Consider the following 16,439-nt stretch of genomic DNA (forward strand, 5'->3'; position numbering starts at 1 on the left):
CATCGTCTGCTTAGTCACAGGTATTTGTTACGGTATTTTTATGTATCGTTATTGCGATTTGCCGTTAGTTTCGGACTCATTGCAGTGCTCTTTTTGTAAACTATCAGGTAACTGATTGACGTTCCATTGCTGGCAGCCCCACAATAAAACTTCATCCATTGACGCCTCGCAAAGAGCATTCGGGATATCAAAACCTAAGAATCGCATCGCATTGATTAACGTCGGTTTTGGGTTGTCGAGATCTATCGCGGTGGCATGATTTTGTTTTGACAGTTTATTCCCCAAGCCATCGGTTGCCAATGGTAAGTGCAAGTAGCTCACGTTTTTTTGCTTGAGCGTCTTATACAAACTGATTTGTCGACCTGTTGGTTCTATCAGATCTGCACCTCTAACGACTTCTGTTACCCCTTGTTCGATGTCATCAAGGACAACTGCCAAGTTATAGGCAAACAACCCATCTCTGCGTTTGATAATAAAATCTTCTTCAGCCAATGCTTTGGGAATTTGAATCGTGCCGTGACGAACATCGTCAAAGGACTCGATGGGAAAGTCCATACACAAGCGCACCGCCTGTTCGCCTGAATCAACCAAACCTTTGTCTCGGCAGTGGCCACTATAAAACCCACCCAAGGACTTTATCTGCTTACGGGTACATTGACAGTAGTAGGCCTGATTGTCAGTGACCCATTGATCAATTTGAGCTTGATATAGGTCATGACGCTGGCTTTGATAAACGACTTCACCGTCCCAATACAGGTGGTAAGCCTCAAGCGTCTTAAGAATGAGGTCTGCAGCGCCAGCCATTTCTCTTGGTGGATCGAGGTCTTCCATACGAACTAACCATTGTCCTTGGTTAGATTTCGCTTGAAAGTAGCTACCAAGAGCAGCAACCAGTGAGCCAAAATGAAGAGGACCTGACGGTGATGGTGCAAAGCGTCCGATATAATTCATAAGTGAAAACCTAATCTTGATGGTACCGCAGTAGCCGATTCTTAAGACGTTTGGCGATTAGTTTATCGCTATCAACAACGATATAAACCGCTTTTTAGAACAAACAAAAAAGGGAGCCAAAGCTCCCTTTCTTTACATCCGCAAGAATTAACCTTGCATCTGTTTCTCTTTGATCTCTGCAAGTGTTTTACAGTCAATACAAAGGTCAGCAGTTGGACGAGCTTCAAGACGACGAATACCAATCTCGACACCGCAAGAGTCGCAGAAGCCGAAATCGTCTTCTTCGATCTTATCTAGTGTCTTCTCAATTTTCTTGATAAGACGGCGCTCACGGTCACGGTTACGTAACTCTAGGCTGAATTCTTCTTCTTGAGAAGCTCGGTCAACAGGATCTGGAAAATTCGCTGCTTCGTCCTGCATGTGGTGCACAGTACGATCAACTTCTTCCCTGAGCTGGTTGCGCCAAGCTGATAAAATTTTTGTAAAATGTTCCGTTTGCTCAGGTGACATGTACTCTTCACCTGTCTTTGCTTGGTACGGTTCAACACCTGCGATGGCTAGGATGCCTAGCGCTTTTTTCTTAGATTCTGGCATACAGCATCTCCTATTTACACCTAGTCAACTGCAAAGCAGCTAATTTTAAGGCGGGTATCTATAGCAGAAAGAACGAATGGTGGCAAATACTCTTGTTAAAACTTGCAATCAATGTGAATAGTTCAGCATTTTTGCTTAGCTATTGATAAATTCAACGGCTTGTTTTAGTTGTATTTGAGTACTGCTGAGCTCTGCTTTATAGCAAAGCACTTCAACTCCAGCGTCTTGTGCTTGTTTTAGTAATAACGAATATTTGGCGTCTATATGGTGTGCCGCAGACACTTTTTCAATGCCTGAATGTAAAACAGTGAATAAAAGTACGGCTCTACTTCCAGATTCGACCATTTCTGTGAGTTCTCGCAGGTGTTTTTGGCCTCTAGTTGTCACTGCATCAGGGAAAAAACCTTGCCCTTCGGTCGACGCTTGTTGTTTAGTTGATATTTGTTGCTTAGTTGACACTTGTTCGTCGAGCAAAGTGACACTTTTTACTTCGATATAGCAAGGCGGCTTTTCGTTATCTTCAAGCAGAATATCAATGCGACTATTCTCACTGCCATATTTCACTTCGGTTCGTAACGCGTTATAACCTAAGAGTTCAACTATAGTCCCATTTTCAATTGCTTCCACCGCTAGCTGGTTTGCCCGCGCAGTATTTACACAAATACGGTGACCTTTGTCTGTTTCTGAGATCTCCCAGCTGTTTGGGTACTTTCTTTTTGCATTGTCTGACGTTGAGTACCACACCGTATTGCCAGGATTCGCACATCCTGTCATCGCTCCGGTGTTAGCGCAGTGGATAGTACGCTCGCTGCCGTCTGGAAGTTGGATGTCAGTGAGAAAGCGTTTATAGCGTTTAATAAGAGTCGCTGGCTCTAATGGAGGATTGAAGTGCATATTACTTATTTAGAGAGGTAGGTTTTTATGTACAATGTTGCCAACATTACACCACAAGGTTCACCCATTGCCACAACTGCCCATAGAAGCTGTGATGCCAGATCTGCTCGCTGGCGTACAAACACACACTCAACTTATTCTAAAGGCCGCTCCCGGTGCCGGTAAGTCAACATTCTTCCCTTTACAGTTGGTTAAAACTAATGCTGTTCAAGGCAAAATCATTATGCTTGAACCAAGGCGTTTGGCTGCAAGGAATATTGCTACTTACTTAGCGAGCCAACTAGGAGAGAAAGTGGGAGAGAGCATAGGTTATAGGGTTCGTGGTGAATCTAAAACCAGTAGTGCGACTCGCTTGGAAATCGTGACTGAAGGGATCATGACGAGAATGATCCAAACCGACCCTGAATTGACTGGGGTTGATATGGTGATCTTTGATGAATTTCATGAACGCAGCATTCACGCAGATACTGCATTGGCGTTTAGCTTGGAGATCCAAGATGCGCTGCGTGACGATCTAAAAGTGGTGGTGATGTCGGCAACCTTAGATCAACACGCTCTGCAATCTTTGTTACCTGATGCCAAGTATGTTGAATCGCAAGGCCGAACTTTCCCTGTCGACTTCCGCTATCAGCCATTAGGCTCGAATGAATATTTAGCACCTAAGATGGCCAACGTGATTCGTTCTCTGATGGAGAAAGAATCGGGTTCACTTTTGGCTTTCTTACCGGGTGTCTCGGCGATAAAACAAGTGGAATCACAACTTGGGCAATTTGTCAGTGATATTGACGTGTGTCCGTTGTATGGCCAATTGAGTTTTGAACAGCAGCAGAGAGCTATCGCGCCATCGGTGAAAGGGCGTCGAAAAGTGGTATTGGCCACTAACATTGCGGAAACCTCTTTGACGATTGAGGGGATTCGTTTAGTGGTTGATTCGGGGTTAGAACGAGTTGCAAAGTTTGATTTGAAAACCGGTATTACCAAGCTTGAACAAGTGAAAATTTCGCAGTCTTCTGCTGAGCAAAGAGCGGGTCGAGCAGGCCGAATAGAAGAGGGCTTGTGTGTTCGCTTGTACAGCGAAACACAGCTTATGCAGCAACCTGCTGTACCAGAACCTGAAATTCTTCATTCTGATTTGTCTTCGTTGGTGTCTGAATTGACGCAATGGGGCGCTGCGAGTGCTGAGGAACTGCAATGGTTAGACGTTCCACCAAAAGCTTCAACAGAACAAGGTAAGCAACTCTTACAAAACCTGGAACTGTTAGACGCTAATGGGCAGTTCACTTCGCTCGGTAAGCAAGCCCAGCGCCTAGGCATTGAGCCGCGTATCGCTAGTATGCTGATCAAAGCTCAGCAAAACAGTCCAGCCTTGTTGAATGTCGCGATTGTCGCTGCCGCTTTACTCGAAGAGCCGGAACGCAATGTGACGGATATTCAACACTCGCTACATCGACTTAAGCAAAGAAAGCACTCGAAAAATAGCGTGGTGATGCAGCGAGCGAAAAGTCTCGCCAGCAAACTCAATCATCACTTAGATTTGTCACAAGTTGACGAATCATTGCTACCATTAGTGCTTTGTTTTGCATTCCCAGACCGAATTGCACAAGCGAGAAGTGCGAGCAGCAGTGCTTTTCTTCTGGCGAATGGTCACGGTGCTGAAGTTCGTGATGATGATCCATTGGCGAATAATGACTATATCGTCGTGATTGATTTGATGCGCAGCACAGGGCGAGCCAGTCAAGTTTTCTTAGCTACCGCGGTTGATATTGCGCAGCTAGAAGTTGAATTTCCAAAACTGTTTGTGTGTTCCGATTACGCCGATTGGGATGAGAAACGTGGTCGCTTAGTGGCAGAGCAGCGAGTGTCTTTGGGGAAGTTGATTATCAGCACCAAAGCTTTACCAGAACCCGATGCGAATCAGGCGAGCCAAGCGCTACTCAATTACATCGCTCGCTGCGGACTGGAGCGCTTACATTGGACGTCTTCAGCTAAACAGCTCGTTGAGCGTGTACGCTGCGCACAGCTTTGGATGCCAGAGCATGATTGGCCAGCGATGGATGATGCGAGTTTGATTGAAAATCTTGATGAGTGGCTATCACCCTATCTGAATGGTATTAAGTCAGCCAAAGGGCTGTCGAATGTATCGATTGAACAAGCACTGTCGGCTTATCTTGGCTGGCCTCTGAATAAAGAAATAGATCAATGGCTACCGACTAATTACCTGATGCCAACGGGCAGTAAGAAGTCGATTCGATACCAATATCAATCTGAGCCAATGATCTCTGTTCGAATGCAGGAAGTCTTTGGTGAGCAAGATTCACCCTTGATTGCCCAAGGGCGTAAAAAGGTGTTGCTTGAGTTGCTTTCTCCTGCGCAACGACCACTGCAAATTACTCAGGATTTAGCCGGCTTTTGGGCTGGCGCGTACAAAGAAGTACAAAAAGAGATGAAAGGCCGTTACCCAAAACATCCTTGGCCGGATGACCCTGCTAATCATGTAGCAACCACTAAAACTAAACGACAGTTGAACCGATGATGACCAAAATGTTAACGCCAAAAAAGGCACCACCTAAAAAAGCGCCAGCAAAGAAGTCACCAGCGACCAAAGGCAAGCCTAGAAAACCAAGAGCAGCAGCGAAAAAGACTAAACCTAAGGCTAAGACGTCTGGCAAGAGAGGTTGGTTGAAGATTCTGTGGGGCATTTCTTGGAAAGCTGGCTTAGCACTTGCCGCATTGCTGTTGTTCGTCGGTATTTATCTGGATTCAGTGGTTAAGCAGCGTTTTGAAGGTCAGCTTTTTGATCTGCCAACCGTTGTTTATGCTCGTGTGTTGGATCTGTCTCCGGGGACTGCGGTGAGTTTGGTACAGGTTAAGAATGAACTGGATGTACTTAATTACCGTAAAGTGAATTCTCCTCGTCACCCAGGTGAGTACTCTTCTTCTTCAACCAAGATTGAAATGATTCGTCGTCCGTTCGAGTTTGTCGATGGACCGGAAGCGGATCGTCATGTGATGCTGCATTTCAACGGTAACGAGTTAACTCGTATACAGTCGCTAGAGAAGAAAGGCGACATGGGTTATCTACGTGTTGAACCGAAAATGCTCGGTATGCTTGAAAAAAGTAACGATGAGCAACGCCTGTTCTTAAAACGTAATCAGTTCCCAGAAGTGATGGTTGATGCCTTATTAGCAACTGAAGACCGAAGCTTCTATCAACACGATGGGGTATCGCCATTAGCAATCGCTCGTGCAATGGTCGTTAACGTCAAAGCTGGGCGAACGGTACAGGGCGGTAGCACGCTGACACAACAGTTGGCAAAAAACCTATTCCTGTCCAGTGAGCGTACATTGTGGCGTAAGGTTCGTGAAGCCTACATTGCGCTTATCTTGGACCATCGTTACAGCAAAGACCGTATTCTAGAGGCTTACTTAAACGAGGTTTACCTTGGGCAAAATGGTGGGCAAGCGATTCATGGCTTCGGTTTAGCGTCTCGTTTGTATTTCGGTCAACCTATTCAAGAGCTCCGCATCGATCAACTAGCATTGCTGGTGGGTATGGTGAAAGGACCGTCGTATTACAATCCGGTTCGTTACCCTGAGCGTGCTAAGACTCGACGCGATCTGGTTCTTCGCTTATTGATGCAGCAAGACATATTAACTCCGCGACAATACGAAGAAGCGGTGAGTCGTGATTTGGATATTCAAGACAACCCACGTATTGCTAGTCGTCAGCCAGCTTACTTCCAGCAAGTAAACATTGAGCTTAAGAAGTATGTAGGCGATCGATTTGAAGCGAAAAAAGGGATTCGAGTCTTTACCTCTCTGGATCCCGTTTCCCAAGACAAGTTAGAAAAGTCGATTGCTCGTAAAGTGCCTGATTTATCGAAAACGGCAGGTAACAAACTGGAAGCCGCAGCTATTGCCGTGGATCGCAATACTGGTGAAATTCGAGCGATGGTCGGCGGTAAACGTACCGGTTACGATGGTTTTAACCGTGCTTTGAACGCGAGTCGCCCTATTGGTTCTTTGGTTAAGCCTGCCATCTACTTAACCGCATTAGAGCAACCTCAGAAGTATACGTTGGCGACAACATTGAAGGACACGCCACTGAGCTTGAAAGGCAGTAAGGGTAGCGTATGGAGCCCAAGAAACTTCGATCGTAAGTTCCGTGGCGATGTACCCTTGTATGTGGCGCTTTCTAAGTCTTACAACGTACCAACGGTTCGCTTGGGGATGCAGTTAGGCATTGATAGCGTCTCAGATACCATTGGAAAACTGGGTGTCGATAAAAACGAAATTCGCCCAGTACCGTCGATGTTTTTGGGTTCGTTCTCACTGACTCCGTTCCAAGTTGCTCAGATGTACCAAACCATTACCAACTCTGGTCGCATTGCGCCTTTGTCTGCGCTTCGTTCGGTTATTGATAATGATGGTGAGGTTCTGTATCAGTCTATCCCTCGTGTATCACAAAGCGTTGACCAGCAAGCTGCTTGGTTAACAACCTATGCCATGAAGCGTGGTGTATCAGAAGGTACAGGTCGTTTCTTACAAGGTCAGTTTGCATGGGCGGGATTAGCCGGTAAAACGGGTACCAGTAATGACAGCCGTGACAGTTGGTTCGTGGGTGTTGATGGTCGTGAAGTCACGACGATTTGGTTAGGCCGAGATGATAATAAACCGACTAAGCTAACCGGTTCTAGCGGTGCGTTGCGTGTCTATGCTGATTATCTGAAGCAAAGAACGCCTGAACAACTATTACTGCCTTGGCCAACAGGAATTGCGACCGCTAGCTTTACTCGAACTTCTGAAGGGGCGTTAGAGTTTGACTGTGGTGGTACAGTGAAATTGCCGGTCTGGGATGAAAGCGGCAGCATTAAAAAGGGCTGTGAAAGTCAACCAAAACAGTGGCTAGAGAAGCTTTTTCAGTGGTAAAGTCATAACAGAAAAGAATGACAAGGATAGTTTAGATAATGATTTCTCGTTGGTTAGTGAGTAGCTTGGCTATTGTCGGTACTGTGATCAGTTTTCAACTGTTTGCCGCTACTGCAGCACAGGTTGATTCATCAGAACATGTTGAACTTAAACAAGCTCATAAAAGGCCAACCGTTGCTGTCGTTCTTGCTGGTGGTGGGGCAAAAGGTGCGGCTCACATCGGTGTGCTTAAAGCCCTAGAAGAGATGCAAATTCCGGTTGATTACATTACCGGTACCAGCATGGGCGCATACGTTGGTGGTCTTTATGCGACAGGGATGAGCGCCGATGAGATCGAGAGCTTTATTTATACGGTTGATTGGAATCGTGGTTATCGCGATCGCGTTAACCGTAGTGATCGCCGTGTGCGAGACAAAGAATATGAAGACCGTTATCAACTGAATACCGATCTCGGTTTAGGTTGGGGCGAAATCAAAGCCAGAAAAGGTGTGGTTCAAGGTCAGAATATGTTGCGTATTCTGCGCGAGACCACTGGTAATTTATCTCCCCTCGATTCTTTCGACAGCCTCGCTATTCCATATCGCTCTGTCGCAACCGATATTATCGACCTTGAAGAAGTCGTGATCGATCATGGTCACCTTGTTGATGCGATGATGGCGAGTATGTCAGTACCTGGAGCACTTCCTCCTTATGAAGTTGATGGGCGAATGTTGGTCGATGGTGGTGTCACCAATAACATGCCTGTTGATGTTACTAGAGCGATGGGTGCTGACATAGTTATTGCGATTGATATCAGTACTAACTACAAAAGCAAAGAAGACTTCACTAACTTTTTAGCCGCAGCAGACCAACTCTCTAATTACCTTGTTCAACGCAGCACTCAAGAGCAAGCCGCGACGTTAACAGACGATGATTTTTTCCTACGTCCTGATGTTGGGCAAATGGAGACCACCGAGTTCGATAAAATGCCGACGGCTTATCATGCTGGATACGAAGCAACAAGGCAGTATACGGATCAGCTTTCTAAGTTGGCGCTCTCTAACGCAGACTATCAAAAGTATATTGATCAGAAACAGCAAGCTCGAAAGCAGCTAAAACATGGCGACCAGACTGTCGTTGATAGAGTTATTATTAACAACAACACCCACTATTCAGATAAGTTAATCGAAAATCGTTTAAACCTCGATTCTGGTCAGGTTATTAAAACCAGTGAAATCGAATCTAAAGTGAAAGATCTTTATGCCTTAGATCGGTTCGAGTTGGTTACTTATGAATTTGAAAATGTTGATGGTGAGGATCAACTGCTGGTCGATGTGAACGAAAAATCTTGGGGTCCAAACTACCTCAATTTTCGATTCTTTCTTGAAGATGATTTCTCTACAACCAGCCAGTACTCGCTCGGTGTCTCTGCCAACTTTACCGATATTAATAAGCATGGTGCAGAGCTAAGAACTAATATCGAGATGGGAACGGACAAACGCATTGAGGCGGAACTCTTCTCACCATTCTTTTCGAGTCAAAAGTTGTTCACATCTGTGTCTATTGCTTACAGCAACCAGAATCGAAACCTGCCAGCAGGAATCGGCGAGATTGGAGAACCTACACTGGATGCAACCAAAGACTACTTACCAATGTCTTATCAAGAGTATCTGAGTGAATTTGCATTGGGCTATCAACCGACATTGTGGCAAGAGCTGAAATTTGGTGCACGTTATACAGATGGCAGTATTGAGGTGGCATCATTACCTTCACTAGGAAGTGGTGGCTATAAACGTATTGGTGCCTTTGCCAGTTATAGATTGGATACTTTGGATAACTTCAGTCTTCCTACCGAAGGTTATTTTGTCGATTTAGAGTACCTTATCTCTCATGACGATTTTGAGAATGAGAGCTCTAATGGTGGTTCAGATTTCTCTTCTGAGAGTGATACAGTCTTTGAACTTTCGGCCAATTTTATGGCAGCACAAAGCATTGAAAAGCATACTTTAGTCGCAAAGGTTGATTACGGCATCGTAGAAAGTAAAAACTCAGTCTTTCCGATTGATCCGAAAGAGCTAGGAGGGTTCCTTAATCTATCCGGTATTCCAAGAAATAGTTTGATCGGTCAGAACTTAGCTTACACCAGTTTGATCTACCGTTATAAGTGGTTTGAAAATGACTTCGGCCTCTTTGAATCACCGTTCTACGTGGGCGCCTCTATTGAACATGGTGGTGTTTGGTCGAACAATGACTTAAAACTGGATGAAGCTCCAATGTATACTGCAGGCTCTGTTTTTGCGGGTGTCGACTCACCCATCGGGCCGATCATATTAGCTTATGGTCGAACCGAAGATAACTTTGATTCGGTGTATCTGATTGTCGGTACTTCCTACAAATAATCATGCGTAGAGTCACCGTTTAACTGCGTAAATAGGCAAAAATAGTGGGACTTTCGTCTTAACTTGCTATGTTGGTCAAAATGATAAGATTTTAATTTAACGTTAAATTTGCTATTCTACCGCCCACAGTTTGGCCTCTATGATGCCGCTCATCAATACAAATTGAATGACAAAAATGGCAATGGAGAGCCAAGTTTCCAAGGATGTTCGCTTCTTTATTTTACTAATAATTATGAAGGTAAGAAGTGAACCGCAATGAGAGGAAAAAAGTCGTGCTTGAAGCCTACCGTAAACACGTCGAAGAACGTGCTGCCGAGGGAGTTGTCCCAAGACCACTAGATGCTGAGCAAGTCGCTGGCCTAGTTGAACTTCTAAAGAATCCACCTCAAGGTGAAGAAGAAATCATTCTTGACCTACTAGAAAATCGCATTCCACCGGGTGTAGATGAAGCTGCTTACGTAAAAGCTGGCTTCCTTACGGCTATCACTAAAGGTGAAGTAGCTTCTCCACTAGTAAGCAAAGCAAAAGCTGCACAACTGCTTGGTACTATGCAAGGTGGTTACAACATCGAGTCTCTAGTGTCTCTGTTAGACGATGCTGAGCTTGCTCCAATCGCAGTTAAAGCCCTGTCTCATACTCTACTGATGTTCGATGCGTTTTACGATGTAGAAGATAAAGCGAAAGCAGGTAATGCTTCAGCACAACAAGTACTTCAATCTTGGGCTGATGCTGAATGGTTTACAGCGAAAAACAAAGTAGCGGAAAAGATCACCGTTAAAGTATTTAAAGTTACCGGTGAAACTAACACTGATGACTTATCACCAGCGCCTGATGCATGGTCACGTCCTGATATCCCAGTGCACGCGAAAGCGATGCTGAAGATGGAACGTGATGGCATTACTCCTGATGAACAGGGTAGCGTTGGTCCAATCAATCAAATTGAAGAAATGCAAAAAGACGGCATTCCACTGGCTTACGTTGGTGATGTTGTTGGTACAGGTTCTTCACGTAAATCGGCAACAAACTCAGTACTTTGGTTCATGGGTGAAGATATCCCATTCGTACCAAACAAGCGTACTGGCGGTGTTTGTCTGGGTGGTAAAATTGCCCCAATCTTCTACAACACAATGGAAGATTCAGGCGCACTACCCATTGAACTGAACGTACAAGACATGAACATGGGCGATGTCATTGATATCTACCCGTACGAAGGTGTTGTTCAGAAGAACGGTTCTGTGATTTCAAACTTTGAGCTAAGCAAAGTACTTCTTGATGAAGTGCGTGCTGGTGGCCGTATTCCACTGATCATTGGTCGTGGCCTAACGGGTCGTGCTCGTGATGCTCTAGGCCTAGCTGAAACCGATCTGTTTGCTAAACCAATCGATCCTTCTGCTTCTGATAAAGGCTACACATTAGCTCAGAAGATGGTAGGTAAAGCGTGTGGCGTTGAAGGTGTGCGTGCGGGTCAGTACTGCGAACCTAAAATGACAACGGTAGGTTCTCAAGATACTACCGGTCCTATGACGCGTGATGAGCTGAAAGATCTGGCTTGTCTAGGCTTCTCTGCGGATCTTGTGATGCAGTCTTTCTGTCACACATCTGCATACCCGAAACCAGTTGATGTAAACACTCACCATACACTGCCTGATTTCATCATGAACCGTGCAGGTGTTTCACTTCGTCCGGGTGATGGTGTTATCCACTCATGGTTAAACCGTATGCTTCTTCCTGATACTGTAGGTACAGGTGGTGACTCGCATACTCGTTTCCCTCTAGGTATTTCATTCCCTGCTGGTTCTGGTTTGGTAGCATTTGCTGCGGCAACAGGCGTTATGCCTCTTGATATGCCTGAATCTATCTTGGTTCGCTTTAAAGGCGAAATGCAACCGGGTATCACACTACGTGACCTAGTACATGCAATTCCGCTTTACGGTATCAAGCAAGGTCTACTAACGGTAGAGAAAGCAGGAAAGATCAATGAGTTCTCTGGTCGTGTACTAGAAATTGAAGGTGTTGAGCACCTATCTGTTGAGCAAGCATTTGAACTTTCAGATGCATCAGCTGAGCGTTCTGCGGCTGGTTGTACGGTTAAGCTATCTCAAGAGTCTATCGATGAGTACCTGAACTCGAATATCGTTATGCTTAAGTGGATGATCGCTGAAGGTTACGGTGATGTTCGTACGATTGAGCGTCGTATCACCGCAATGGAAGAGTGGTTAGCGAACCCTGAGTTGCTATCTGCTGATTCAGATGCGGAATACGCACACGTTATCGAGATTGATCTTGCTGACATCGATCAACCAATCCTATGTGCACCAAACGATCCAGATGATGCTCGTCTTCTTTCTGACGTTCAAGGCACTGAGATTCAAGAAGTGTTCATCGGTTCTTGTATGACCAACATCGGTCACTTCCGTGCAGCAGGTAAGATGCTAGAAGAGTTTAATGGCTCTTTAAATACTCGCCTATGGGTTGCTCCGCCAACTAAGATGGATAAAGACCAACTGACAGAAGAAGGTTACTACGGCATCTTCGGTCGTGCTGGGGTTCGTATTGAAACTCCGGGTTGTTCATTATGTATGGGTAACCAAGCTCGTGTTGCTGATGCTTCGACGGTTATGTCTACGTCTACTCGTAACTTCCCGAACCGTTTAGGTAATGGAGCGAACGTTTATCTAGCTTCTGCAGAACTTTCTGCTGTTGGTGCGATTCTTGGTCGTATCCCAACTAAAGAAGAGTACTTAGCGTACGCAGAGAAGATTAATGCAACCGCTGCCGATACTTACCGTTACTTGAACTTCCATAAAATGGGTCAGTACACGGAAAAAGCGGACACGGTTATTTTCCAAGAACCAGCCTAGTTCCTCGTCATATTTGTAGCGGCAGCGTTGTTGACTGCGTACGTTCACCCTAATCACATAGAGTTTCTATGCTCATAGGGATGAACGTACTTGTCGCCTAGCTGTCACTCCAACTATTTAGAGGAACCCAAATGATAGAGCGTCTACTTCGGTAGGCGTTTTTTTATGTCTGAATGTTAGAAGACGAGCGACTCGATCTCTTGATGACTTCGCTATATACTCGCCTCATTTTTTACCCTATCTGTCATTAGTGCGCGGAGCCTTTATGGAATTTGAATTTACACGAAACACTTTAATGGGCGAGTACTATGTAAAGTGCAGCATGGGTCATGAAATTGTTGGCCGCTGGCTTCAAGAAGAGATCGGGAAAGATAAGCAGAAACTGGATCATGTGATGGCGTTGATTGAGCAATCTCGACAAGATCTGAGCAATGAAGTGACGCTACTAGGCAAAGAGATCAGCCTAGCGATCAGTGAAGACGACGTAACAATTCAAGAAAATGTGCTAGGGCACGAACAAGAGATGGAACAGGGCAGTGAGTTCGATTTCTATAATTGTGAAAGCGAAGCAAGCTGCGGAATCGATGATTTCGAGTTGCTAATCGAACGTTGGATTGATTTTTTAGGTTACTAATTGCAATGGTTTTGCATCATGAAATCTTCATTGCCCAAAACTAGAGCAACGACAATGCAGCGCATTAAGATAGTGAAAAGGCCGCACCATATTGGTGCGGCCTTTTTCTTTTCTAAAACGGTATTATTTTTATTTCATTTAAAATCAATAGTTTAACTTTTTGGCACGCTACTTGGATTGTAATAAGAGTATTAACGGATTAAGTGAAGAATTTAAGGAAAGAATATGAAATTAATAAATGCCATTGTTAAGCCATTCAAATTAGACGATGTACGCGAAGCGCTCTCTGATGTTGGTATTGAAGGTATGACCGTTTCCGAAGTGAAAGGCTTTGGTCGTCAGAAGGGGCACACTGAATTGTATCGTGGTGCAGAGTACCAAGTGGACTTCCTACCAAAGGTAAAGTTAGAGATTGCAACCCAAGCTGAAAATGTTGACCGAGTTGTTGAAGCTATTAGCCAAGCGGCGCACACCGGGAAAATCGGCGATGGCAAAATTTTTGTGTATGACCTAAGCCAAGCTGTACGAATTCGTACTGGTGAAATGGATGCTGAAGCACTTTAAAGAATTACAAGGACTGGAGACTTTAATATGGAACTTACAACAACAGTAGCGGAACTACGTTACGCACTAGACACTTTTTTCTTCCTCATTTCAGGTGCGTTGGTCATGTGGATGGCTGCAGGCTTTGCGATGTTAGAAGCTGGCCTCGTTCGTTCAAAGAACACTACAGAAATTTTAACTAAGAACATTTGTTTGTACGCCATTGCTTGTACGACTTTCTTAGTCGTTGGTTACAACATTATGTATGTAGATAACGGCGAAGGTGGCTGGTTGCCGTCATTTGGTACTCTGATTGGTACTCAAGGTGAAGGTGCAGACCACTCATTAGAATCAGACTTCTTCTTCCAAGTCGTTTTCGTTGCAACAGCAATGTCTGTGGTATCAGGTGCGGTTGCTGAGCGAATGAAACTTTGGTCATTCCTTATCTTCTCTGTCGTGCTAACAGCATTCATCTACCCAATGGAAGGTTACTGGACTTGGGGCGGTGGTTTCCTATCAGAAGCCGGCTTCAGTGACTTTGCTGGTTCAGGTATCGTACATATGGCTGGTGCTTCAGCAGCCTTAGCGGGTGTTCTTCTGCTGGGTGCTCGTAAAGGTAAATATGGTAAGAACGGTGAAATCTACCCGATTCCAGGTTCAAACATGCCGTTAGCAACGCTAGGTACATTTATCCTTTGGTTTGGTTGGTTCGGTTTCAACGGCGGTTCTCAACTTATGGTTTCTGACTTTGAGAACGCGACAGCAGTAGGTCAAATCTTCCTTAACACCAACGCAGCAGCTGCAGCAGGTGCGATTGCAGCACTACTAGTATGTAAAACAACTTGGGGTAAAGCAGACCTAACAATGATTCTTAACGGTGCGTTAGCGGGCCTAGTAGCAATCACTGCAGACCCTCTATCACCATCACCTCTATTTGCTGTAGCGATTGGTTCTGTATCTGGTGCATTGGTTGTATTCAGCATCATCGCTCTAGACAAAGCTAAGATTGATGATCCAGTAGGTGCTATATCGGTACACGGTGTGTGTGGTTTCTTCGGTCTAATGGCTGTACCACTAAGCAATGCTGATGCAACGTTTGGTGCTCAACTATTGGGTGCAGCAGTAATCTTTGCATGGGTATTCGGTGCTAGCCTAGCGGTATGGGCAGTGCTTAAAGTAACAATCGGTATCCGAGTAACTGAAGATGAAGAACTTGAAGGTATGGACATGCACGATTGTGGTGTCGGTGCTTATCCAGAGTTTGTGTCTGTAAAATAGAACACTATGTATTAATTCATAATTTACAAATATTTACATATTACCCACTTGAAACCTGCTCTCATGAGCAGGTTTTTTTGTGCTCTATCATTGAAATTAATATTTTAATAAATATAATAACGCAACTGATATAGATTATCATTTCGATATAAAGGATTTTACCAATGAAAAAATTGCTAACTCTTTCAGCTCTAGCATGTAGCGCAATCGCACCAACGGCTGCAATCGCTGCTGAAGAAGTAAACGTATACTCTTACCGTCAACCTTTCCTTGTTGAACCTATGTTTGATGAGTTCACAAAAGAGACTGGTATCGAGGTGAATGTTAAGTTTGCTAAGAAAGGTTTAGCAGAGAAGCTAGCTCAAGAGGGCGAATACAGCCCAGCAGATGTGGTATTAACTGTTGATATCAGCCGCCTATCTGAGCTAACTGAAAAAGGTTTAGTTCAAGCTGTAGAAAGTGATGTTCTAGAAAAGAATATCCCAGCTCAGTACCAAGACACAGCTAACGAGTGGTTCGCTCTAACAACTCGTACACGTAGTGTTTACTCTTCTCGTGACCGTGTTGGTCGTCTAGGTGAAGATTTCACTTACGCTGATCTAGCTAAACCAGAATTCAAAGGTAAAATCTGTACACGTAGCGGTAAGCACCCATACAACGTTTCTCTAGTATCTTCGATGATTGCTCACAAAGGTGAAGCTGAAACGAAAGAATGGCTAGAAGGCTTAAAAGCAAACCTAGCACGTAAGCCTCAAGGTAATGATCGTGCACAAGTTAAAGCGATCAAAGAAGGTCTATGTGACGTTTCTCTTGGTAATAGCTACTACCTAGGTAAGATGGTTAACGATAAAGAGCAAAAAGCTTGGGCTGACGCTGTTTACCTTAACTTCCCTAACCAAGAGACAACAGGTACTCACGTAAATATCTCTGGTATGGCAATGGCTAAATTCTCTCCAAATAAAGAGAACGCGGTTAAGCTAATGGAATTCCTATCTGGTGACGTGGCGCAAGGCATGTACGCAGAAGTGAACTACGAATACCCAGTTAAAGCTGATGTTAAACCTTCAGAGCTTGTTGCTTCTTGGGGGGAATTCAAAGCTGATACAATTTCTCTAGACCAGATTGCTGACCACCACGCAGCTGCAATCAAGCTACTAGACGAAGTTAAGTTCGATCTATAATTTTTTACTGTAGGCTTCGGCCCAAGTAAAATGACAGCCTCAAGTCGCCATTTCGGTAACTTGGGGTTGTTTTGTTTTGGAAAATCACTTTTTGATACAAAGCTCCCCGTTAATCCCCAGAGTTATGAGCATCTCACCTTGAAGTCATTACAGTATATGGGTATAAATAACCCCCCATTAAAAGGATATGAGATGT

At 44.6% G+C, this 16,439-nt stretch carries 11 protein-coding genes; 8 read left to right on the top strand and 3 right to left on the bottom strand.

The annotated features are described in order from the left end of the window. Positions 1-48: 48 nt before the first annotated feature. The 3 genes from gluQRS to sfsA all read right to left on the bottom strand — a co-directional run bounded on the left by gluQRS (position 49) and on the right by sfsA (position 2,439). Positions 49-951: a tRNA glutamyl-Q(34) synthetase GluQRS gene (gluQRS, locus tag AB6D80_RS05670; RefSeq protein WP_371701742.1), complete on the bottom strand. Its 903-nt coding sequence runs from the start codon at positions 949-951 to the stop codon at positions 49-51. Between the two features lie 147 nt (positions 952-1,098). Further along, positions 1,099-1,545, bottom strand: coding sequence for an RNA polymerase-binding protein DksA (dksA, locus tag AB6D80_RS05675; protein WP_009847581.1), 447 nt, complete (start codon positions 1,543-1,545; stop codon positions 1,099-1,101). Between the two features lie 135 nt (positions 1,546-1,680). Beyond that, complete coding sequence (gene sfsA, locus AB6D80_RS05680; protein ID WP_372187938.1) at positions 1,681-2,439, bottom strand: DNA/RNA nuclease SfsA; 759 nt, start codon at positions 2,437-2,439, stop codon at positions 1,681-1,683. Between the two features lie 94 nt (positions 2,440-2,533). Between sfsA and hrpB the strand changes: the two genes are divergently transcribed. From hrpB to AB6D80_RS05720, 8 genes are all read left to right on the top strand, one after another. Continuing rightward, complete coding sequence (gene hrpB, locus AB6D80_RS05685) at positions 2,534-4,972, top strand: ATP-dependent helicase HrpB (RefSeq protein ID WP_372187958.1); 2,439 nt, start codon at positions 2,534-2,536, stop codon at positions 4,970-4,972. Next, a complete protein-coding gene (gene mrcB / locus AB6D80_RS05690) occupies positions 4,969-7,368 on the top strand; it encodes a penicillin-binding protein 1B (RefSeq protein WP_372187940.1) in 2,400 nt (799 codons plus the stop codon). Before hrpB ends, mrcB begins: the two co-directional genes overlap by 4 nt. A gap of 38 nt (positions 7,369-7,406) precedes the next feature. Next, positions 7,407-9,746: a patatin-like phospholipase family protein gene (locus tag AB6D80_RS05695; RefSeq protein ID WP_372187942.1), complete on the top strand. Its 2,340-nt coding sequence runs from the start codon at positions 7,407-7,409 to the stop codon at positions 9,744-9,746. Positions 9,747-10,018: 272 nt separating this feature from the next. After that, positions 10,019-12,607, top strand: coding sequence for a bifunctional aconitate hydratase 2/2-methylisocitrate dehydratase (gene acnB, locus AB6D80_RS05700; RefSeq protein WP_372187944.1), 2,589 nt, complete (start codon positions 10,019-10,021; stop codon positions 12,605-12,607). A 265-nt stretch (positions 12,608-12,872) separates the two neighbouring features. Beyond that, entirely contained in the window at positions 12,873-13,241 is a 369-nt protein-coding gene (locus AB6D80_RS05705) for a YacL family protein (protein ID WP_372187945.1), read from the top strand. Between the two features lie 225 nt (positions 13,242-13,466). Continuing rightward, positions 13,467-13,805 carry a P-II family nitrogen regulator gene (gene glnK, locus AB6D80_RS05710; protein WP_004738200.1) on the top strand — a complete coding sequence of 113 codons (339 nt, stop codon included), beginning with the start codon at positions 13,467-13,469 and terminating at the stop codon, positions 13,803-13,805. Between the two features lie 27 nt (positions 13,806-13,832). Continuing rightward, on the top strand, positions 13,833-15,062 hold the full coding sequence (locus tag AB6D80_RS05715) for an ammonium transporter (protein ID WP_372187947.1): 1,230 nt from the start codon (positions 13,833-13,835) through the stop codon (positions 15,060-15,062). Between the two features lie 164 nt (positions 15,063-15,226). Continuing rightward, positions 15,227-16,243 (top strand): Fe(3+) ABC transporter substrate-binding protein, encoded by a 1,017-nt coding sequence (locus tag AB6D80_RS05720; protein WP_372187949.1) that lies wholly within the window; start codon positions 15,227-15,229, stop codon positions 16,241-16,243. Positions 16,244-16,439: the final 196 nt, after the last annotated feature.

The sequence above is a fragment of the Vibrio sp. 10N.247.310.17 genome (genome assembly GCF_041466605.1).
Taxonomy (GTDB): Bacteria; Pseudomonadota; Gammaproteobacteria; order Enterobacterales; family Vibrionaceae; genus Vibrio; species Vibrio tasmaniensis_A.